This window comes from Clostridium hominis (assembly GCF_014287825.1).
In the GTDB taxonomy this organism is placed as follows: domain Bacteria; phylum Bacillota; class Clostridia; order Clostridiales; family Clostridiaceae; genus Clostridium; species Clostridium hominis.
On the sequence record NZ_JACOOO010000023.1, the window covers coordinates 1 to 22,067 of the forward strand.

Below are 22,067 nucleotides of genomic sequence, written 5' to 3' on the forward strand. Positions count from 1 at the left end.
TTCATTTCCATATCACATAAGCTTTTTTCATAGTTTTGGTAATTTATTATATATAAGTACTCTTTTATCATTGAGTTTCTCCTTACTTAATTAATAATGAAACTCTTTCTACTTTAGTAAAATGAGTACATTTAAGTGTTTTATTTTTATATATTGTATCATATATAAGCCTAAAAGGCCATTTATAGAGATTAAACAGCTTCATATTAATAATGATGAAGCTGTTTAATTCTTAATTGTTTTTAATGATTTAATTATATTAGTTTATATAGTTAAACCCTTTCTCTAGTGCTAATTTATTATTAGTATAATATTTTTCTTTGACATGTATATTTATTGATTTTATAACTGACTCTAACTCTAAAGTTTTAATTACTTTAATTAGAGATCCTAAAACAACCATATTAGCATATCTCTTATCCCCTACTTCTAAGGATAAAGTTTCTGCTGGAATCTTAAAGATAGTTATATCTTGTCTTTTAACTTGAATTCTAACCAATTCACTATCTATAATTAATATTCCATTTGACTTTATATAGTTTTCAAATTTTTCTAAAGAAGGATTATTCATTGCTACAACTATATCAGCATTTATTACTACAGGGGAACCAATTTCTTCATTACTTAAGATTACAGAGCAATTTGAAGTTCCTCCCCTCATTTCAGGTCCATAGGAAGGTAACCAAGATACATTTAGTCCTGAATCTAATCCCGCATAAGCAATTAACTTTCCCATAGTTTGAATACCTTGTCCTCCAAAGCCTGCAAAAATAATTTTTATCACAGTCATACTAACTCTCCTCCTTACTTAGATCCTTTTTAACACCTAAAGGATAATAAGGAATCATATTATCTTCTAACCATTTTAATGAATCTTTTGGAGTTAATCCCCAATTTGTTGGACATATAGAAAGTACCTCTATAAAAGAGAACCCTTTATTATTTAAAGCATTAGCAAAAGCTTTTTTTAGTGCTTTCTTGGCTTTAGTTATATTAGATATATTATTAACGGAAACTCTTTCAACATAGTAGCTTCCTTCTAAAGTAGCTATTATCTCTGTCATTCTAATAGGATGACCTTCCAATTCGGTATTTCTTCCATTAGGACAAGTTTCTGTCACTTGTCCTGATAAAGTTGTTGGTGCCATTTGACCACCAGTCATACCATAAATGCAATTGTTTACAAAGATTGAAACAAATTTTTCACCTCTATTAGCTGCATGAATTATTTCTCCAATGCCAATTGCTGCTAAATCACCATCGCCTTGATAAGTAAAAACTACTTTGTCAGGATTTGATCTTTTAATACCAGTTGCTATAGCAGGAGCTCTCCCATGAGCGGCTTCAAACATATCACAAGCAAAATAATTATAGGCTAAAACAGAACAACCAACAGGAGCCACCCCAATAGTTACTTTTAATATATCAAGTTCATCTATAACTTCTCCGATAAGTTTATGAATTACACCATGAGTACATCCTGGACAATAATGAGTAGGAACATCTAATAATGATTTTGTTGGCTCATATATTATTTTCATAGATTACCTCCTATTATTTCCTTAACCTTACCTAGAATCTCTTCAGGAGTAGGTACAACTCCTCCACTTCTACCATAAAAGTTTACAGGCTTTCTCTTACCTACAATTCTTTCTATATCATATACCATTTGCCCACAGGACATCTCAACTGATAAATAACCAAATTTAGTATTAATTATTGTATCTTCTATTAAGTTTTCAGGATACGGCCATATAGATATAGGTCTAATTAAAGCTAAATTTATACCTAATAATTCACCTTCATCTATTACTGTTTTACATATTCTAGCCGTAGTTCCGTATGCAACTAAAATCAAGTCGCAATTCTCTTTATAATTATAGACTTTTCCTCTAGCTTCATTTTCTTTTATTAATTTATATCTACTTTGTAACCTATTATTTAATTCTTCAAGCTTATTAGTATTTAAATAAAGAGAGTTAATAATATTATGATGATTTCTATTTCCTAATCCATTAGCACACCAACTCTTATCTATATTCTCTTTTTTATTTTTCTCCGAAAATTCAATTGGTTCCATTATTTGTCCAAGCATTCCATCAATCATTACCATTACTGGAGTTCTATATTTATCAGCTATATCAAATGATTCATATACTAATTCCCCTAATTCTTGAACTGAATCAGGTGTATATACTGGTATATTAAAATCTCCATGACCTAGGCCCTTAGTTACTTGGTTATAATCACTTTGAGCTGGTTGTATTCCACCTAATCCTGGTCCACATCTTACTACGTCTACGATTACACAAGGCAATTCTGATGCTGCTAAATATGATATTCCTTCTGACATTAGGCTTATCCCTGGACTTGAAGAGGAAGTCATAACTCTAACACCTGTACCAGCTGCACCATATACCATATTAATAGCAGCAAGTTCACTTTCAGCTTGTACAAATTCTCCACCTCTTTTTCTAATATTGTTAGCCATATAAGCTAACACTTCTGTTTGAGGAGTAATAGGATATCCAAAATAACACTTGCACCCAGCTCTTATAGCAGCTTCTGCGATAACTTCATTGCCTTTCATTAATACCTTATTGCTCATTGTTATCCTCCTCGTATTTATAAATACTTATAACCGAATCAGGACACATCTTAGCACAACTAGCACATCCAATACATTTGACTATATCTTCTTCAATTATTTCTACGCAATAATAGCCTTTCTCATTTAATTTATTAGATTCAAATATAATTTTTTTTGGACAGGTATCTATACATAGACCACAACCTTTACATCTCTCTTCACGAAATGTAACCTTAAACATAATTTACCTCCACAATATTATTTCCAAGGTACTTTTATAAATCTATCTATAATTAGAACATCTTTATTTATAAGATTTTTACCACTCTCATACTTTCTTTCTATAACTGTAGTAATAAAAGGAATGTTTAACTCTTTAGAAGCACTCTCCACTAACTTTTCTCCTAAAAGAATATCATCAATGGTTGTCTCATCAATTAGATTGGTATTACATATTAGATTTGAGACCTTTAGAGAACTAGTTTTTTCTATAGTTTTTATATAATAAATTATTTGATCTAAACTTCTAGTATCCGATCTTAAAGTATTTATAACAAAATTAACTTCATATGTATATCTTTTTACTAGATTTGTATATTGTTTTAAAACTTTAGCGCCTTCTTTATCACCACCTACATCAATTATTATAATGCTATTATCGTTAATTAGTGCTTCTTTTATATCTTTAGATAATACCATCAATTCTGCATTTCGATATTCACCTAAAGAACTAAATACGTCAATATTATATTTTCTTTTTAGAATTTCTTTAATATCTCTTATACAGAAATAGGGATTAACTATATCTAAATCCATTAAAGCTACCTTGTAATTTCTTAAAGCACTCTGTATAGCTAAATTAATAGCTATTTCACTTTTCCCACTTCCAGTATGACCTACTAATATCTTTATTTTATTCAACTAACCCCCTCCTCTTTATATCTTATGATTTACTTATATAAATGAGAAATACTATATATTTTTTATAGAATAAAAAAGCTTATAAATATTTATTCCTAATAATTGTTGATATATTTGGGCAGCATACGAATCTGTCATACCACATATAAAATATGTAACTAATAAAATTCTATAATAGCCCATAGAACATCAACATCCTCTAGAGCTAGTTCATCATCAGTGTTTTTAGTTATATCAACAAGCATTTTTTCCTGTTTTTCAGTTGTTATCCATTAGTAATCTACTCTACATATTATTTATATTGAAAAAAGCCCTTAAATCTAATTTGATTTAGGGGCTTTTTGTTACTTATATAAACCATCTTCAATTATCTTATTTGCAATTAATCCGATGTTTACTTCTCTTATGTCCATATATACGTCTATAATTCTATCTACTAATGTAACTTCAACATAATTTATTACTTCACCATTTTCATCGGTGTAAGTTATTATGTCGTAAGTTATTATATCATCTTTAAGTGCTTTTTTAGAAATCATAATTTTCCTCCTAAGTTTTATATTCATTGATTATATCATAAAAACCAATAAAAATAATATATCGTTTAGTTATTTTCTTTTTCCAAGATATCTTTAGGTAAAATTAGATTTAATATTGTAGCAGTAACAAAACCACCAACTATAGCTTGACCAAACATACTTTGGAACCATGATGGTAAGTGTTGCATAACTTCTGGACAATTACTTAATCCTAATCCTACTGCACATGATGCAGCAACAATAAGTCCAGTTCTTTCTGAGATTTTTCCTTCTTCTGTTAACAAATTAAGTCCGCTTATACTTATCATTGCAAACATTAATAATACTGCTCCACCTAAAACGCAATTTGGAATAGAAGCTACTATAGCTCCTAATTTAGGAATAAATGCACATAACATTAGAAAAACTGCACCAGTCATTAAAACAAATCTATTAACAATCTTAGTCATTGCTACTAATCCAACATTTTGGCTAAAAGATGTATTTGGCATTACTCCAAATAAAGTTGCTACAACTGATCCAAAACCATCAGCATGTACAGCTCCTTCTAATTCATCATCTGTTATATCTCTTCCTAATCCACCTACAGCAATACCTGTATTATCTCCAATAGTTTCTACTGTAGTTGCTAAGTATACTAATAAAAATGGGACAATAGCTTCAATACGGAAGGAATAGCTTAATCCCTCTATCATAAAAATTGGTTTTGGAATTGAGAACCATGCAGCTTCAGCTACACCTGAAAAATCAACCATACCACAAGCAATTGCAACTATATAACCAACTATAATTCCAATTAATATAGAAGAGATACTCCAAAAACCTTTAGCAAATTGTTTTAACTCTATAATAACTAGAAATACTATTAAACCGATTACAATATTGGCTATAGCTCCAAAGTTAGGATCGCTTTGCGAACCAACTCCACCACCAACAAATTGAATTCCTATAGGTATTAAAGATATACCTAATATTAAAACAACTGTTCCTGTAACAACATGAGGTAATATTTTTCTAAGTGGTTTTATAATAAAGCCTAACAAGAATTCCATTATACCACCAAGTAAAGATGCACCCATAATAGCACCATAACCAAATTGAGTTCCTACACTAATACTTACTGGTATAAATCCTGAACTTGTTCCCATTACAACTGGCAATCCTGAACCTATTTTCCATATAGGATATAATTGAACTAATGTTATAAGGCCGGCTACAAACATAGCATTTTGCAATAAGATAACTTTTACACCCATATTCATTTCTAATACACCACTAACAACAAGCAATGGTGCTAAATTCCCAGCATACATAGCAAGTACATGCTGCATTCCTAATGGAATAGCATCTTGTAGAGGAACTCTACCCTCTAATTGATACATGTTTTCCTTTTTACAATCCATTTACCTTTCCCCCTTAAAGTAGTAGTTACATAATAATATTAATTTATATCTATATACATTATAATTAATATTATTCTTCCTTAAGATTTATACATAAATAACTTAAAATTCTTAAGTCGTTTTAATATAGAATTAAATAAAGCAAAAAAATCCTGGATAATCTCCAAGATTTTTTTATTCTTAAACGCAATCATATAACATAGTATTATTAGGAAGTATATTATCTAATGATGTTGATGAAAAAATAACTAGTTTGTGTAATGCTCTTGTACATACAGTATAAAACAAATTAGAATCTTCACTATTTAAGTAGTTTTCTCCATCAGCAATAATAACGCCATCAAATTCTAAACCTTTCGCTAAATATGATGATATTACATTTACATCATTTTTTAGTTCTGAATTTTCATTATCTATTAGATTTATATTTATTTTTAAATCTAACTCTTTCAAGCTGTCAAAGATATTTTTAGTTTTTTCCCTATTCTTACATATAACGGCTATAGAAATATGCCCCTTAGATTTCATTGATTCGATTTCATTTTTTATTGATTTTGCTAGATTATCTTTTTCTATAATTATATTAGGATTTTCTCCTGATCTTTCGACTGCTTCTATTGGCTCATAGGTATCTAAGATTTCTTTTGCAAACATAGTAATATTAGAAGTTGATCTGTAACTCTTAGAAAGAATAGCTACTTTTACATCGTCAAATACTTCTAAAATACTATCTTTATCTTTTACATTGGAATATTTATCTATTCTTTGATTTAAATCTCCCATTATAGTTATTTTAGCATTATTAAAGGACTTTCTTATTAATTGGTAGAACAATGGACTATAATCTTGAGCTTCATCTATTAATATATGCTTCATATTGCTATAATTTCTGAAGCCTTCCATTGCTGCCCTTATATATATAATTGGAGTTAAATCTTCAAATTTTACTTCTTTATCAGATATATACTCAATAGTATAATCCTTAATTTCTTTTAAATCATCTTTAGTATACTTTTCGATATTTTCCCATAGAAGTTTGTATATAGCAACATTATCTAAAGTCTTTATCATTTTATCAACCTGATTGCTTACTTCTTCTTTACAATATGAATAAAACTCTTCTTTATCTTCTATATAGTCTAATTCAATATTATTGTCTGAAGCTAAGTATTTAGTTTCAAGCTGTGAAAATAAACTTTGTTTAACTACATCTATTCTATTTAATAATGGGATATCTTTAAATCTATTTAAAAATGTCTTTTTTACAGAACTTTTACTTATTACTTCATTATTATCTATAATTATTGGTCTTATTTCTATTAAATGATTCGGAAGATCATTGGTATATTTATCTAAGATATGCATAAACTCTGTGGTGTTTTTATATTCCATAGAGTTTGCTCTAATTTTAAAACTATCACTATTTCTATCTACTGAATATATATAATCTAAATGGTCATTCTTACTTTCAAATATATAATTTGTTGGTAAAAATCTTTTTGAGTATAATTCAAATGTAGTTTGTAATATATTACTTTCACCAAGGTCTGGCAATACATCAGATATATATTCAGCAAAAACTTCATTTGGACTAAATATCAAAATATTATCAGCTGTTAAATTTTTTCTGTTTTTATATAATAGATATGCAGCTCTATGTAGTGCTATTGATGTTTTCCCAGATCCAGCAGCGCCTTGAATAAATAATATTTTACTATCATCATTTCTAATAATATCATTTTGCTCTTTTTGTATTGTAGCAACAATATTTTTCATCTTTTCTGTTGCATTTCTACTAAGCATAGTACTTAAATTCTCATCGCAAAGAGATTCGTTAGAATTATGCATAAAAACAATTTTACCGTTCTTTATATTAAACTGTCTACTAAACTCTATTTGACCATTTATAGTTCTATTTGGAGCTTTATAATATGCTGGACCTACCTCAAAATCATAAAACATATTAGATACTGGAGAACGCCAATCGAATACTATGAATTCAAAATCCTCTTCATTTTCTACAGTGGATAAACCTATATAGAAACTTTCTACTTCTTCTCCATCTTCCTTAAAATCTAACCTAGCAAAATAAGGAGATTTTAACTGTCTTTCTAAAGTTTTAATTCTTGAAAGTTTACTAGCATATAATTTTTCTTCTAAAGCAACTTGCCCACAATTCTCATTTATTTCGATTTCATCTAATTCACTTCTATTATCCCATAGGAATTTTCTATGCTCTATAATTGATTTGTCTTGTTTAGAACTAGAAACTCCATAATTATTTAATAAACTATTTATAGTATCTATTGTATTTGAAAGATACTTTTCTTCATCTTTTATGTCCTTACCTATAAGCATTAAAATTTCTCCTCTAAATTAATTACAATCTAATATTCGACTTTTAACATACACAATCCTTTTGCAGGAGCTTTTTCTCCAGCTTTAGTTCTATCTTTCGTTTCTAAAATATCCTTAATATCTTTAGGAGATACAGTACCTTTTCCAGCTTCTATAAGTGTACCAACAAGTATTCTCACCATATTTAATAAAAATCCATTACCATTAACTACAATAGTAATTATATTATTATTTTCCTCTATATTTATAGAATTTATTGTTCTTATTGTTGATTTACCATTTTTAGCTTTAAGACTTGTGAAACTTCTAAAATCATGAGTTCCTATAAGTACTTCAGATGCTTCTCTCATTTTGATTACATCAAGCTTATCCTCCATATGATAAGCATATTTTTTCATAAATACATTACAAAAATCATTATTATCAATAGTATATTTATAAGTTTTAGAAATTGTGTTTAATCTAGCATGAAATCTTTCACTACAATTCATCATATCTTTAATTACTATATCTTCAGGAAGATACATTTTTAGATATGATTTGAACTCACTTATAGTTGATGTAGAATTAGTTTTAAAGTTTGCTATATAATTATCAGCATGAACTCCGGTGTCAGTTCTTCCACAACCAATTACTTGAATATCCTCGTTAGTCATTTTAGATAATACTTTTTCAAGCTTATCTTGTATTGTTGATACAGTATTTCCTTTAATATTTTGTTTTTGCCATCCTTTATATCTAGTTCCATCATACTGAACTATCATTTTAATATTTCTCATTTTTTGCTCCTACTTTTAGTGAATTTTATTTATTATCTAAAAATAATTTTCTTAATTTTTCAGCTTCATCTTTAGATATTGTGATACTATAAAGATCTATTGTATTTGGATTTACAAGTAAAGAAAATTCTTTAAGCCAAACATTACCATCAACGATGTTATTTTCAACTATCTTACTATCTGAATCTTTATCATAAACCTCTTCAAGATCTTTAAATGGTGTTAAGACCACTATTCTTCTACAAGCTTCTTCATATTGGTCGTATATATTAAAGAAACTGTTATAACTTTCGAATGTATTAGTAGCTGTTACAATTTTTAAGTATAAATTTAATTCTTTTGCTAAGTCAATAGCTTTTATATATTCTTCTTTCATAAGTTTTCTCCAACAAATTATATAAAGTCATTCAGCACATTATAACATATTTTTATTTAATATACATTTTTCATTATTCTTTTACAGAGGTTATATATTTACTTGGAATGTGGTTAATAAATGGGCTTTTATCATTATATCCAAAATATCCTGATGTATTACAAGAGATAAATAATCTCTTTTTTGCACGAGTTATTGCAACATAGAACAATCGCTTTTCTTCCTCTAAATTATTGCTATTTAATGCTCTAAATGATGGAAAAGTATTTTTTTGAGCACCAGCTAAAAAAACATTCTCATACTCTAAGCCTTTTGCTTGATGAATTGTTATAATTGGAATTCTTGGTCTTTTTGTTCTATTTATTATTAATGATTCAAGTTCACCATTTGATAATCCTGTTATTTTTATTATGTCTAGTAATGAATCTCTATTACTTTTATCTTTATTATCTAAATCCTTAAGTAGTACATAAAAATCTCTTAATCTTTCTATTTTTTCTTTACCGTCCTCACCAGTATATAGAGATTTAATATGAAAAGAGTTTATTACTTCTACTACTATATCATAAGGTCTCATATCTTTAGCTTTATCAAATAAGGAATTTAACTTCTCGGATATTTTGGAAAAGCTTTTTAAATGTTTTATCATATAAGACATTCTTTCCATTGTAGTTGGTATTATGTAGTTATAAATAGCATTTATAAGAAGCTCTCCAGTTGCTAATATATCATCCATAGCATCATGACTTGGTTTATTTTTAGTGTTAAATATTTTTGAAAGTGTTTCTAACTTATGGTTTGTAGCTTCTGGATAAAACCTTCTATAAATATCTAAAGTATCATAGAAGCCTTTAATATCTATAGAGTTCATTTTTAATCTTTTTAGTTCACTTGTTAATATATTTATATCAAATTGTACATTGTGTCCTACTATTATAGAATTTTTTATAAATTCACAAAATTCTAATAATACAGTCCTTTTATCCTCACCATTTTCTCGTAGAAAAGCATCGCTAAATCCATGTACATATTGTGAAGTACCTACAGATTTATCATTTTTAATAAACTTTTCAAAATTTCCAATTACAATACCTTTTGAATTTATTTTGATTGCAGCTATTTGAATTATTTCATCCTCTGTTACATCAGTTCCAGTACTTTCTACATCAAATACTATTATATTATCTTTTTCTAATTCTTTTACCAATAAAGCATACTTTTCGCCATAAGCAACTACGCTAGGATCAATAAAATCTGATATTCTAATTCCTACACATTTGTATTTACTTCCTTCAATTTCCTCAATTGTTTTATCACCTATTCCACTTGGAAGTCTTGTTATGATTCTCTTTAAGCTTAAAGAATCATATTGGTTTACTATAAGCTTTAAAAATGCGATTATATCTTTTATTTCTTGTCTTCTAAAAAATTTAAATTGGTCTACTAATATAAACTCAAAATTTACTCCCTCATACTGTAAAGATTTTAAGTAATTACTTAGTGCCATATTATAATTATTATCTCTTGTTAAAATACAAGTACTGTATATATTTTCTCCATTTTGCTCCAAAGACTTTATAGAATCAAAAATGAATCTAGCTTCACTTCTAGCATTATCATTAATAGAAAGTTTTATTTTTTCACCAACAATGCTTGTGGCTGATTTTATTCCATCTTTATATATGGTTGTAACTTGTGTTTCAAATGCATTTTTTAAATATTCAAGTGAACTCTCTGTTAAAATATTGGTTGCTCTATAATTCTTTGAAAATACAATTTCTAGAGGTTTATATTTTTCTTTAAAAGTATTTATTATTATGTCTGGCTCTGATCCCCTCCAGCTATATATAGTTTGGAATATATCTCCACACATTAATATATTGTTATTTTTAAATATCTTCTCGATTATAAAGTATTCAATAGTACCTATATCTTGCATTTCATCAATATTTATATATTTATATTTTTCACTTATTGACCTAACGACATTTTCATCCTTAAATAACTCTTTTGTTATATATATTAAATCATCAAAATCTAATCCATGATTGCTATATAGTAAAGAGTTATAAGTTTGAATTAAAATATCTCCTTTATCTTTTAAATACTTCTTTAGTTCTAAATTTAATTTACCTCTTTCACTACATACTTTAGTAACTTTTTCATCATAATTCATATAAAAATTTTTAATTATACTTTTATAATCAATATCCTGAGAAGTCGGTAGATTGCCTTTAATCATAAATGACTTAATTTCTTTAATAAATAAGTGTAAATTATTAATTGGATAATTAAAATAATTACAACTTCTTATTAACTCTTTACAGTCTTCTTCATCAAATATTATAAAATCACTAAATACATCAGTATTTTTTTTAAAATTAGACTTTATTATGTCAAAACAAAAGCTATGAAAAGTTTTAATAGTTATATTTTTAGATTCTTTTCTAACAATAGCTTCTACCCTTTCTTGCATTTCTTTGCAAGCTTTATTAGTAAATGTTATACATAAAATTTGATCTGATTTAGCTTTTCCTTCTTTTATAATTCCGGCAACTCTTTTTGATAAAGTATCCGTTTTACCAGTGCCGGCAGAAGCTAATAATAAAATATTCTTAGTATATTCGTTTACTAAGAGCTTTTGTTCTTCATTTAATTTCAATATATTCACTCCTTAAAATCTAAAGCTATATAAAATTATTTTACATAATTTTTAGTGAAATTCATAATAAAACAAATATTCTTATTGTAATAATTTGATGAAATTTACAACAAATGGTTGTATAATGTTAATATAATTATAAATTATAGCATAAGAGGTAAACTATGGAGCATTTTTTAAATAACTTACAGGATAAAATTATTATTATTGATACAAATGGTAGAATATTATTTATTAATAATTCTTTTGTTAAATTTACATCAATTTCATTAGATAATTTGCGAGACTTAAATATAGATCATCTTATAAAAGGCAAATCTGATGTAGATAATATTTTAAAAGAAAAAAATGGAGAATCAATCGTTCATATAGTAACAAATAATATAGATAAAAAATGTAATATTATTTATTGCTATAATAAATTTAATACTACTGATGCAATCTTTATAACTTTATCAGATGTGGAAGATTCATCATGCACAAAAGAACATTTAGAAAATATATTAGATAATAGTAATTTTATGGCTTGGATAAAAGATAAAAGTGGAAAATATATTTATATGAATAAATTTTTTGCAAAAGCTTTAGATGCTAATATAAATGAATACATAGGAACATCCCCTATTGATTACTTTGATAAAGAATCTGTTAAAAGGATTCAATCTACTGAAAATGTAATTATAAATTCAAAAGAAGCTAGAGTATTTGATGATACATATATCTTAAAATCCGGTAAAGAAATAGTTTTGAGTAGATGGGTTCATCCAATTTTAGATGATAATAAAGAGATTAAGTATATTATTGGTTTATCTAAAGACATAACTCTTACAAACTTCATAGAAAGTAGCTTAAGTAGAAGTTATGACCAATTAACAATTTTACAACGTTTGCTTGACCAAGGTACTAATATCGCTAATGATTTTACAGTAATAAACAAAATTAAGTGGAATATTAATAATACCTTAGCTTGTAGTGAATTTAACTTTTTTATTCATTACAATGAACATCTTGTTCCATATTATAGTAATAATAATTTTAATTCAAGTCATAATACTGATTCTTATATACAGATAGATAAAGAGGAATTTCAAAGTATTTTAGCTAACTATAATGACTATTGTATATTACCTATTGAGAAATATAATGATTTTGTGAAGAATTTATATAAAGATAAATTTAAATACATAGGTGTTTATCCAATAAAATTCAATAAAGATATTTTAGGAGTTCTACATGTATGCTACAAAAACAAAGTGGATTTCCCAAGTAAAAATGACTCTTTTTCAACAACATTTGCTAAACAATTAGGTGCTATAATAAATAATTATTTACTTACTGAAAAATTAAAAATTGAATTTAAAAAAAGATTAGAAATTGAAGAGGAGTTATCATTTTTATTAAATACTGCAGTGGATATCACAGCAACAATATATAAAGATGGGAAACATAAAAAAATAAGTAATAGTTATACTAAAGTATTAGGGTGGACACTTGAAGAATTAAATTCAAATCATTGGAGAAATTTGATTCATCCTGATGATATTAATAACATAGTTAATATTCTATCTAAGAGTTATGATAGTTATAACATTACATGTAGAATGCTTTGTAAAAATGGTGAATATAAATGGTTATCTTGGAATTGTAGAGCTTTTAAAGAAGATAATATATATCTATGCACTGCAAAAGACATTACAGATGAAAAGAAGTTAGAAAGTCAAAATAAGATAATTGAAGAAGCTCTACATTTAGAAAATATTAAAAATGAGTTTTTCGCTAATATATCTCATGAATTTAAAACACCATTAAATATTATTTTAGCTAGCCTGCAAATTATAAATAAAAACATAAGAAATGGTAATATTCTGGTACATAATAACTTTAACTTAGACAATTATTTAAATTCCATTAAACAAAACTCCTATAGATTACTTAGACTAGCAAATAACATAATTGATATGACAAAAATTGATACAGGCTATTATGAAATTCATCCTAAAAACCACAATATTGTTTCTGTTATAGAAGATATAACTATGTCTGTTGTACAATATATTGAGGATAAAGGAATAGAACTTATTTTTGATACAGACGTTGAAGAAAAAATTATATCTTGTGATTCAGAAAAAGTAGAAAGAATAATGCTTAATCTTTTATCAAATGCAGTTAAATATGTTGAAAAAGATGGTAAGATAGAAGTTAAAATAACTACTCTAAGAAATGACATATTAGTAAGTGTCAAAGATAATGGACTTGGTATCTCAGAAGATAAAATAGATCTTATTTTTGAGAGATTTATGCAGGTAGATAATACTATGACAAGAAAATGTGAAGGGAGTGGTATAGGCTTATCTATAGTAGAATCCTTAGTTAAACTTCATGGTGGAAATATAACTGTTAACAGTAGTAAAGGAAGAGGTTCTGAGTTTCTATTTACACTACCTATACATATTATTGAAAATGAACCTGTCATAGAGAATATTAACCCAAACTGTATGGATCCTATAGAAAAATGTAATATCGAATTTTCAGACATATATGTAGTTTAAATAAGTTGTTCGCTACGCTCGCAAAGAGAAATATTTCGCTTATGCAAAAGAGAAACATATGACCAAGTCATAGATAAATATTCAGCAATCAGAAGAGAAATATGTGGCTAAATCCACAGAGAAACACATGCCTACGGAATGAATCTTATATTTGCCGAGGCATTTTTCTCCCTCCAAAGATGAATATTTCTCTGTCAGAATGACATATTTCTCTTAGCTTTAGCTAACATTTCTATTGTGAGCAATGTGAACAATACCATTCATTTATCATTTAGGATTATCAATTCTTATATAGTGTTTAAGTCCCATTCTTCATAAATTTTAGGAACATCACTAATTAATCTCTTTGTATAATCAGCCTTTGGTCTCAATATTACCTCATTTGCTTCACCTAATTCTACAAATCTTCCATGTTCCATTATATAAACTGTATCAGACACATAATAAGCTAGACCAATATCATGAGTAATAAAAATTATTGTCATATTAGTTTCTTCTCTTAATTTGAGAAGCATATCTAAAATTGTAGCTCTCGAACATGCATCTATCATTGATGTAGGTTCATCAGCTAAAAGTATTTTAGGTTTAAGTAAAAAAATCCTTGCAATCATTAAACGTTGCATTTGTCCACCGGAAAGTTCAAAGGGATATTTATTAGTTAGCTCTTCAAATTTCAAATTAACGAAACTACATGCTTCTGTCATCATTTCAAATTTTTTTTCTTTAGGAAGCTTCCTTCCTCCTCGCATATTAATACAATCTAACAAGACTGAGTCTACTTTATTAAAAACATTAAAAGATGAAAATGGATCTTGAAATATTGCTTGTATTCCCTTCCAATATTCTTTTCTATTTTTATGACTTTTTATATCTCTAGGTTTACCTTGAAATAGTATTTCTCCTTCAGTTACACTTATTAATCCTAATAGCATTTTAGCAAAAGTTGTTTTTCCAGATCCACTTTCTCCTACTATAGATATAATTTCTCCTTCATGAAATTCAAAGTCTACATGGTCTACAGCAATAGTTTTATTATCACCTATACCAAATATTTTAGTAATACCTTTACCGCTTAAGCATAATGATTCTATATCACTCATTACTATAAACCTCCCTTAACTCAGATTCATTCATATAACATCTATACATACGTCCATTTTTCATCTTATTTTCTGATATACTATGAATCATACATTCTGGTCTTGAATACTTACATCTTTCAGCAAATCTACATCCTATAGGTGGATTTTTTAAATTAGGAGGTGTTCCAGGAATAGCAATTAACTTATTATTTTTAGTACCTTCTTCAGGAACTATTATTGAACCCATAAGCCCTTTTGAATAAGGGTGTAATGGATCAAATACCATTTCTTTTGCTCTACCGAATTCAACACTCTGTCCCGCATACATTACCATAATATCATCAGTTACGTTATAAAGTAGTGGGAGCTCATGAGTTATGAATATCATAGATTTTATAAACCCTTTATTCATCAAATCTTTTAACATCTTTATTACCATCTTTTGAGATGTAACATCTAAGGCTGATGAGGGTTCATCTGCAATTAATACTTTAGGTGATAAAATTGTAGAAATCGCAATTACAGTTCTTTGTTTCATCCCACCGGAAAGCTCTACTGCATGCTTTTGAAGAACGCTCTCTGGTAATCCTAATATCTCAAAACGTTTTCTAGCTAAATCATAAATATCACTTTTTTTAGCTTTTGGATCATGAGCTCTAATAACATCTTCTATAAATCTTATTATTTTCTGTGTAGGATTTAATGCATTCATAGCTGCTTGAGGTATATATGCTATTTCATTTCCTAATATTTTTCTTCGAACATCATCTGGTTTCATACTAGAAATATTTTTTCCTTCTATATTAATAGTTCCACTTTGATAATGAAGTGGTGCAAAGTAATATCCCATTAAGCTTAATGCTAAAGTTGATTTTCCGCATCCTGATTCTCCAGCTATACCAAGTGACTTTCCTTCTTCAAGTTTTAATGATATACCGTCTACTGCATATATATCTTCTCCAAATCTTGTAATATATTTGGTTTTTAAATTATCTACTTCTAATATAACTTTTCCCATACATATTCCCCCTACTCTCTAAGCTGTGGATTAAATACTTGATCTAACCCTGTATTCATCAAATTAAGTGAAAATGTAATTAATGCAATAGAAAGAATAACCGGTAAAAATGCCCACCATGCATTAGACAATGGTGCTTTGTATTGCATAGCCCAGTTCATCATTAATCCTAGCGTTGTAACTTTTGTGGTCGCAGGCCCTAATCCTAGCATAGACAACTGTGCTTCAGCTAAAATACCTGATGATATTTGTAAAATTAAAGCCATAACTACATATGAAGCTACATAAGGTAATATATCTGTTAAAATTATTCTAAATAGGCTATGTCCAGATAACTTAGATAAGTTTACATGATCTCTGTTTCTAAGTGAAATAACTTGTGAACGTACAGATCTTGTAGTCCATGTCCAAGAAGTTAAACCTATTATACTAGCAACCACAGTTACACCTCTAGCACTTTGTCCTACACTATATGATATAAGGATTAATATTATAAAAGAAGGAATTACAGTAAACAAGTTAGTAATAAACATTATTATATCATCTAATAATCCTCCTACATATCCTGATAATAAACCTAGTATTAACCCTATAAAAGTTGCTATCAAGCCTGCTATTAATCCTATTTTTAAAGATGTTCTTGTAGCATGTACTAATTCAGTTAAAACATCACGTCCAAAATTATCTGTTCCTAAAACGAAAGTTCTTTGATTAGCAATATCATTTATATTTACAAAGTCTGTAGAAGTAACTTTAGAATCTTGAACTAATTCCCCTGAAGTTTCATCTAATTTTGCAAGGATAAGCTCACTTTCCTCTAAAATACCATCAATCTTAATATCCAATCTTACATAATACTTCTTTTTAGCTGATATTAGTCCTTCTTGTGGATTTTTAGAATCGTAATGTTTATTCCATAATTTCACTAATGCTTCAGCGTCGGTTACATCTATTTCGTCTATAGAAATTCCACCAAACTTTTCAAGCCAAGTAGCCATTTCAGCTCTATCTTCTAAAGAAAGCTTACTTTCCAATCTACCTCCTTTTGTGTCTACATTTAATTGATAATTTTTTGATTCTACTGCATCAGTAATCGATACATAAGTACCTGGTTTATAAAATAACCCCCCAACCATCTCTAAAGGATTATAGGTAACAAGTAATGGATATATTATAGTTGTCAATAAAATTAGAATAAATATAATAAATCCTAGCAAGAATTTTTTATCATGAAAAACTTGTTTTAATCTACTTCTCATACTATATCTCCTCCTTTAGTCTTGTTGCGATGCTTTTATACGTGGATCAATTACACCATATAAAATTTCTACAAGTAAATTTGCTAATAAAACCATTATAGTTATTATTAGTGTACAGGCGGAAATTAACGGATAATCTCGTCCTTTAATGGCATTTAGTATTGTAGTTCCTAGTCCTGGATAACTAAAAATTATTTCAGCTACTAATGCTCCACCTATCATAGTACCTATAGACATAGCTAACCCTGTTATTTGCGGCAACATTGCATTTCTAAAAACGTATTTAGTAATTTTTCTATCTTTTATTCCTAAGAACCTACTATATTTAACGTAATCTGCATTAAGCTCGTAAATTGACATTGAACGCATTCCTATTGCTTGCCCACCTATAGTAATTAAAACAATAGACCAAAATGGTAATTGATAGTGATAAAAAATAGATTTAAAGAAGGTAAAACTGACATTTGGAATTAATTCAAATCCATATCCTCCACTAGTAGGAAACCATCCTAAATTTACCGCAAAAACAAATAAAAGTACTATAGCCATACCAAATGCAGGAACGTTACTAAAAAATAAAAACAATGGTAAAATACCTTTATCAAATATACCTTTCCTGTAAGCAGCAACAGCTCCAAGTAAATTTCCTAATATCCATCCTACTAAAATTGCAGGAAGCTGAAGGCACACAGTCCACCATACAGAGGATTCTATTATATCTGAAACAGTCCTAGGATATTGACTAAAGGAAACACCAAAATCACCTTTAGCTGCATTTTTAACAAAGCTAAAAAATTGTGTTGTCATAGGCTCATTTATACTAAATTTTTCTGCATAATCTTCATATACTTTTTGAATAGCTGTAGAATCAGTCATTCCTGCAACAGATCTTGCTGCAATTGCTGAAACAGGGTCGCCTGGCATTAATCTAGGTAACACAAAGTTTAAAACAACAGCAATAATTAAAGTTGCTATATACCATGCTATTTTATTTGTATAATACTTTTTATATCCTTTCAATATATTACCTCCAAATTGAAGTATTTATATATTATTTTATAAAAACGACCATGCTTAATTAGTCTTTAAACATGGTCATTTCTAATATTTAACTGACTATTACAAAATCAATCTTCTATTCAATATTTTTAAGATGATATAATGCTGCAACTCCATACCCATCTGTACAATCTAATGGTGGAATATTATTTCCGTCATCTTGTTGTGGGAATCCAGTCCATACACTTTCATTTACAGTATGAAATACTTGAGGTCTATACATTAATGAAAATGAAGGAACTTCTTCAAGATATATCTTACTTAATTCAGTATAATATTCTTTTAACTTAGCTTGATCTTGTTCTGTAGGTATCTTAGCAAGGATTTCATCAGCTTTTTCACTTGTAAATCCACCAAAATTACCACTCCAGTTTACTTCTAGTTCATTATATGTGCTAGAAAGTAACGCCATTGAACGAGTCCAAGGGTTAGATATTGATGCTCCTGGAGGACTCCACATACAAATATCAAAATTTCCTGTTGTCATATCATCATAGAAAGTATTTGCATCTGGGAAGTAAGTTTCTATATTTATACCTATTTCTTTACCAGCAGCTGCAACTATTTCAAGTGATGCATTCCAGTCTGACCACCCCTCTGGACATTCAGCTTTATATGATAAGTTTTCACCATCTATTTCACGAATTCCATCACCATCTGTATCAACTACACCTGCTTCATCAAGTAGCTTGTTAGCTCCTTCAATATCTTTACCTGTAAATTGTAAATCACTTAATGCAGCTTGATCTACTAATGCTTGCTCTGCTGCAGTTGGATTCATTAAGCTTCTAGGTACATCTTTAAATGTTGGAGAATATCCTGACATAGCAGTTGAAATTATTTGATCAAAATCTACAGCCATAGCAATAGCCTTACGAACTTCAGCTTTATCTAGACCTCTTCTTTCAACATTAAAGAAAGCTGTTGGCATTGTAGCACAAACATAATAAGGTGCATCATCTATATAGGTAGAAATAGGTTTTCCACCTTCCCACATCTTCCATATTTCAGAAACAAATTGTTGAGATACATCTACTTCACCATTAGCAAAAGCAATATCCCCAGCTGCATTATCTGCAAATATTGTATGTGCTATATACTTAGGTGCTGGTAAACTACCCCATAAACTTGTTCCCCAATAGTTGTCATCTCTTATAAATACAACTTTTTGGTCATCATCATAATAAGGTTTATATGGACCTGAAGCAACTAAGTCATCCATAACATCTTCTTTAACTTTATCAGCTTCATTATTATTTCTAGCTTCTACAGTTTGTAAATAAGCTTTTTGCATAACATATACTTTAGGAAGATATTCTATCACTTTTAATGGATTAATAGGAACTCCAGCATCATCTAATTTCGAATTAAATACAACTGTTGTGTCATCTTTTGCTTCTACTTTTTCAATATATGCTGAATAGTCATTGCCTGTAGTTGAACCGTATTTTACATGAGTATCAAATGTGTAAACTACGTCTTCAGCAGTTACTTTTGTTCCATCACTCCACTTAGCAGCTGGATTAAGCTTAATTGTTAATTGACTTTGGTCAGCATTCCATTCGTAAGATTCTCCAAGTAAAGGCTGTAATGATCCGTCAAGCATATTATATAAGAATAATGTCTCATAAATTAAAACTCTAGCAGAATCAACCTGTTGTATTGCCATTGCATTATTTGAGTTAGCACTCATAGGGTTCCAATTGTTTATAGTTCCCCATTGTTGTCCATTAAAATATAGTGTTTCATTTCTTGGTGTTGAATTTGCAACAGTAGTCTCCTCTTCATTAGTAGTTTCCTCTGTTTTTTCAGATTCTTCTGTCTTTTGAGTGTTATCATCTGTTACATTTTCAGTATTGTTAGAGCCGCATCCAACTAAAAAGGATACTGTCATTAAGCTAGCTAATAAACCTGCTAACAATTTCTTTTTCATTATTTCCCCTCACTTATTTATTAATAAAAAGGATAACCTCTATATAATTAATTATAGATGTTATCCTTTACAAAATAAGTGTATATTTTTTTACCTTTGGTGTTGTTTTTTTACCAAAATAATTTCATTAAAAATTTACAAGTGTATTTTTATTAAATTTACCGGCCTTAACATTTTTACGATACTCACTTGGAGTAACACTATATAGACTTTTAAATGTCTTCATAAAATGTTTATCATTATCATAACCTACAGCTTCGCTTATTTCATTTATCTTCATATCTGTTTCATTTAATAATCTCTTAGCTTCTTTTAATCTTACTTCCTTTAGATAATTCACAAAATTCTTCCCTGTATATTCTTTAAAATCTAAAGAAAAAATTGTATAATTCATTGATACATAATTAGATATAAAAGTCATATTTATATTTTTCTTATAATTTTTATTAATGTATTGAACAGCCTTTTCAATTTTAATTCTATTTCTATAATAATCATAATTATTTATTAAATTATTGTTTATTCGTAAAATTAATTTGTATATTGTTTCACAGTATATATCAATATTAGTATAAGCAAACGGATTTTCTAATTCCTCTATTTTTATATGCTCATCTATAATTATTCCACTATAGGTATTATGAATTTTATTGTAAATCTCTTTTGACAATTCTAAAAAAGAACGTGGTGATATTTCACATCGCTTCACAGCCATAACTAATCTCTTTAGATAGTTATAATTAGAATCCAATCTACTAGTACCTATCAACTGTATAAATTTTTCAAGTTCATTCTCTTCTATAGATATGTTTTCCGTAGCAAAATCTTTTTTTGATAATTGCATGAAAAATTTTTCTTCCCTACCTTGTATTCCTTCACTTAAAGCATCAATTAAGAATTTTATGTCTGTATATTCTTTACTTACACCAATATCTAAAGCACTTAAATTTTTATCTATAAAATTTTGTGCTTTATCGGCTTTAATCATAATTATATTATGACCTTTTATGTTTTGAAAAAGTAAACAATTATTATTTATTTTGCTTTTCATTTCATAATTAGTGCATATTATTTTATAACTTATATTTATAATATGTTTACTTAAAACACTATTAAGATTATTGGCTATATTAATATCTATATCATCTTGTAAAAGTAAATACTTTAATTGTTCATAAAGCAAAGGTACCTTATCACCTATTTCATTTTCTTCTTCCTTATATTCTTCTTCTAAAGACTTTATGGTAGTAATTAATTCATAATCTTCAAATTCGCTGCTAAAATACTCTCTTACACCACATCTTAGTAATTCAATTATATCTGAAGTGTTATCTCTTTCACTTATTGCTATTATATTTGTTTTTAATCTAAGTTTTTTAATCTTTTTAGCTAATATAATTCCATCTTTATTACTATTAGTAATACCTATTATTAATAAATCTACATTACTACGTTTAATTCCGTTGTAAGCTTCTAATTCACTACTACATTCAATAATGTTTTCCACCTTTATTTTAGAGTATCTTATAATATCTCGTA

The 22,067-nt window shown here is 27.9% G+C and carries 18 protein-coding genes; 1 reads left to right on the top strand and 17 read right to left on the bottom strand.

Features of this window, described 5'->3' with window-relative positions:
* Positions 1 to 259: 259 nt before the first annotated feature.
* The 11 genes from H8S20_RS11190 to H8S20_RS11240 all read right to left on the bottom strand — a co-directional run bounded on the left by H8S20_RS11190 (position 260) and on the right by H8S20_RS11240 (position 11,631).
* Complete coding sequence (locus tag H8S20_RS11190; RefSeq protein ID WP_186860157.1) at positions 260 to 790, bottom strand: 2-oxoacid:ferredoxin oxidoreductase subunit gamma family protein; 531 nt, start codon at positions 788 to 790, stop codon at positions 260 to 262.
* Between the two features lies 1 nt (position 791).
* Positions 792 to 1,541: a thiamine pyrophosphate-dependent enzyme gene (locus H8S20_RS11195; protein WP_032118721.1), complete on the bottom strand. Its 750-nt coding sequence runs from the start codon at positions 1,539 to 1,541 to the stop codon at positions 792 to 794.
* Positions 1,538 to 2,608, bottom strand: coding sequence for a 3-methyl-2-oxobutanoate dehydrogenase subunit VorB (gene vorB / locus H8S20_RS11200; protein ID WP_186860158.1), 1,071 nt, complete (start codon positions 2,606 to 2,608; stop codon positions 1,538 to 1,540). Before vorB ends, H8S20_RS11195 begins: the two co-directional genes overlap by 4 nt.
* Positions 2,598 to 2,831: a 4Fe-4S binding protein gene (locus tag H8S20_RS11205; protein ID WP_032118723.1), complete on the bottom strand. Its 234-nt coding sequence runs from the start codon at positions 2,829 to 2,831 to the stop codon at positions 2,598 to 2,600. The genes vorB and H8S20_RS11205 overlap by 11 nt, the downstream gene beginning before the upstream one ends.
* A gap of 17 nt (positions 2,832 to 2,848) precedes the next feature.
* A complete protein-coding gene (locus tag H8S20_RS11210) occupies positions 2,849 to 3,511 on the bottom strand; it encodes a nucleotide-binding protein (RefSeq protein ID WP_186860159.1) in 663 nt (220 codons plus the stop codon).
* Positions 3,512 to 3,855: 344 nt separating this feature from the next.
* Positions 3,856 to 4,050, bottom strand: a complete 195-nt coding sequence (locus H8S20_RS11215) for a hypothetical protein (RefSeq protein WP_032118725.1) — start codon at positions 4,048 to 4,050, stop codon at positions 3,856 to 3,858.
* 65 nt (positions 4,051 to 4,115) lie between these two features.
* Positions 4,116 to 5,453 carry a uracil-xanthine permease family protein gene (locus H8S20_RS11220; RefSeq protein ID WP_186860160.1) on the bottom strand — a complete coding sequence of 446 codons (1,338 nt, stop codon included), beginning with the start codon at positions 5,451 to 5,453 and terminating at the stop codon, positions 4,116 to 4,118.
* A 180-nt stretch (positions 5,454 to 5,633) separates the two neighbouring features.
* Entirely contained in the window at positions 5,634 to 7,811 is a 2,178-nt protein-coding gene (locus H8S20_RS11225) for a HelD family protein (RefSeq protein ID WP_186860161.1), read from the bottom strand.
* A 29-nt stretch (positions 7,812 to 7,840) separates the two neighbouring features.
* The gene (truA, locus tag H8S20_RS11230; RefSeq protein ID WP_032118727.1) at positions 7,841 to 8,590 is read right to left on the bottom strand and encodes a tRNA pseudouridine(38-40) synthase TruA; all 750 of its coding nucleotides are present in this window, start codon (positions 8,588 to 8,590) and stop codon (positions 7,841 to 7,843) included.
* Between the two features lie 25 nt (positions 8,591 to 8,615).
* Positions 8,616 to 8,966 (bottom strand): hypothetical protein, encoded by a 351-nt coding sequence (locus H8S20_RS11235; RefSeq protein ID WP_032118728.1) that lies wholly within the window; start codon positions 8,964 to 8,966, stop codon positions 8,616 to 8,618.
* 73 nt (positions 8,967 to 9,039) lie between these two features.
* Positions 9,040 to 11,631, bottom strand: a complete 2,592-nt coding sequence (locus H8S20_RS11240; protein ID WP_186860168.1) for a 3'-5' exonuclease — start codon at positions 11,629 to 11,631, stop codon at positions 9,040 to 9,042.
* Between the two features lie 161 nt (positions 11,632 to 11,792).
* On the opposite strand from H8S20_RS11240, the gene H8S20_RS11245 reads away from it, so the two are divergent.
* Positions 11,793 to 14,177, top strand: a complete 2,385-nt coding sequence (locus tag H8S20_RS11245; protein WP_186860162.1) for an ATP-binding protein — start codon at positions 11,793 to 11,795, stop codon at positions 14,175 to 14,177.
* A gap of 287 nt (positions 14,178 to 14,464) precedes the next feature.
* On the opposite strand, the gene H8S20_RS11250 is transcribed toward H8S20_RS11245, so the two are convergent.
* From H8S20_RS11250 to H8S20_RS11275, 6 genes are all read right to left on the bottom strand, one after another.
* On the bottom strand, positions 14,465 to 15,277 hold the full coding sequence (locus H8S20_RS11250; RefSeq protein ID WP_186860163.1) for an ABC transporter ATP-binding protein: 813 nt from the start codon (positions 15,275 to 15,277) through the stop codon (positions 14,465 to 14,467).
* Positions 15,270 to 16,277: an ABC transporter ATP-binding protein gene (locus H8S20_RS11255; RefSeq protein WP_186860164.1), complete on the bottom strand. Its 1,008-nt coding sequence runs from the start codon at positions 16,275 to 16,277 to the stop codon at positions 15,270 to 15,272. The genes H8S20_RS11250 and H8S20_RS11255 overlap by 8 nt, the downstream gene beginning before the upstream one ends.
* A gap of 11 nt (positions 16,278 to 16,288) precedes the next feature.
* Positions 16,289 to 17,536, bottom strand: coding sequence for an ABC transporter permease (locus H8S20_RS11260; protein ID WP_186860165.1), 1,248 nt, complete (start codon positions 17,534 to 17,536; stop codon positions 16,289 to 16,291).
* A 15-nt stretch (positions 17,537 to 17,551) separates the two neighbouring features.
* Entirely contained in the window at positions 17,552 to 18,556 is a 1,005-nt protein-coding gene (locus H8S20_RS11265) for an ABC transporter permease (RefSeq protein ID WP_032118732.1), read from the bottom strand.
* 115 nt (positions 18,557 to 18,671) lie between these two features.
* Entirely contained in the window at positions 18,672 to 20,528 is a 1,857-nt protein-coding gene (locus H8S20_RS11270; protein ID WP_186860166.1) for an ABC transporter substrate-binding protein, read from the bottom strand.
* A 127-nt stretch (positions 20,529 to 20,655) separates the two neighbouring features.
* On the bottom strand, positions 20,656 to 22,067 hold a 1,412-nt coding region (locus tag H8S20_RS11275; RefSeq protein ID WP_207725312.1), incomplete at its 5' end, for a response regulator transcription factor.

Bases quoted from the DNA above. Each gene is read 5' to 3' on its own strand.
- H8S20_RS11225 (WP_186860161.1), bottom strand. From the start codon at position 7,811: ATGCTTATAGGTAAGGACATAAAAGATGAAGAAAAGTATCTTTCAAAT.
- H8S20_RS11255 (WP_186860164.1), bottom strand. From the start codon at position 16,277: ATGGGAAAAGTTATATTAGAAGTAGATAATTTAAAAACCAAATATATT.
- truA (WP_032118727.1), bottom strand. From the start codon at position 8,590: ATGAGAAATATTAAAATGATAGTTCAGTATGATGGAACTAGATATAAA.
- H8S20_RS11195 (WP_032118721.1), bottom strand. From the start codon at position 1,541: ATGAAAATAATATATGAGCCAACAAAATCATTATTAGATGTTCCTACT.
- H8S20_RS11260 (WP_186860165.1), bottom strand. From the start codon at position 17,536: ATGAGAAGTAGATTAAAACAAGTTTTTCATGATAAAAAATTCTTGCTA.
- H8S20_RS11220 (WP_186860160.1), bottom strand. From the start codon at position 5,453: ATGGATTGTAAAAAGGAAAACATGTATCAATTAGAGGGTAGAGTTCCT.
- H8S20_RS11205 (WP_032118723.1), bottom strand. From the start codon at position 2,831: ATGTTTAAGGTTACATTTCGTGAAGAGAGATGTAAAGGTTGTGGTCTA.
- vorB (WP_186860158.1), bottom strand. From the start codon at position 2,608: ATGAGCAATAAGGTATTAATGAAAGGCAATGAAGTTATCGCAGAAGCT.
- H8S20_RS11215 (WP_032118725.1), bottom strand. From the start codon at position 4,050: ATGATTTCTAAAAAAGCACTTAAAGATGATATAATAACTTACGACATA.
- H8S20_RS11190 (WP_186860157.1), bottom strand. From the start codon at position 790: ATGACTGTGATAAAAATTATTTTTGCAGGCTTTGGAGGACAAGGTATT.
- H8S20_RS11235 (WP_032118728.1), bottom strand. From the start codon at position 8,966: ATGAAAGAAGAATATATAAAAGCTATTGACTTAGCAAAAGAATTAAAT.
- H8S20_RS11270 (WP_186860166.1), bottom strand. From the start codon at position 20,528: ATGAAAAAGAAATTGTTAGCAGGTTTATTAGCTAGCTTAATGACAGTA.
- H8S20_RS11250 (WP_186860163.1), bottom strand. From the start codon at position 15,277: ATGAGTGATATAGAATCATTATGCTTAAGCGGTAAAGGTATTACTAAA.
- H8S20_RS11245 (WP_186860162.1), top strand. From the start codon at position 11,793: ATGGAGCATTTTTTAAATAACTTACAGGATAAAATTATTATTATTGAT.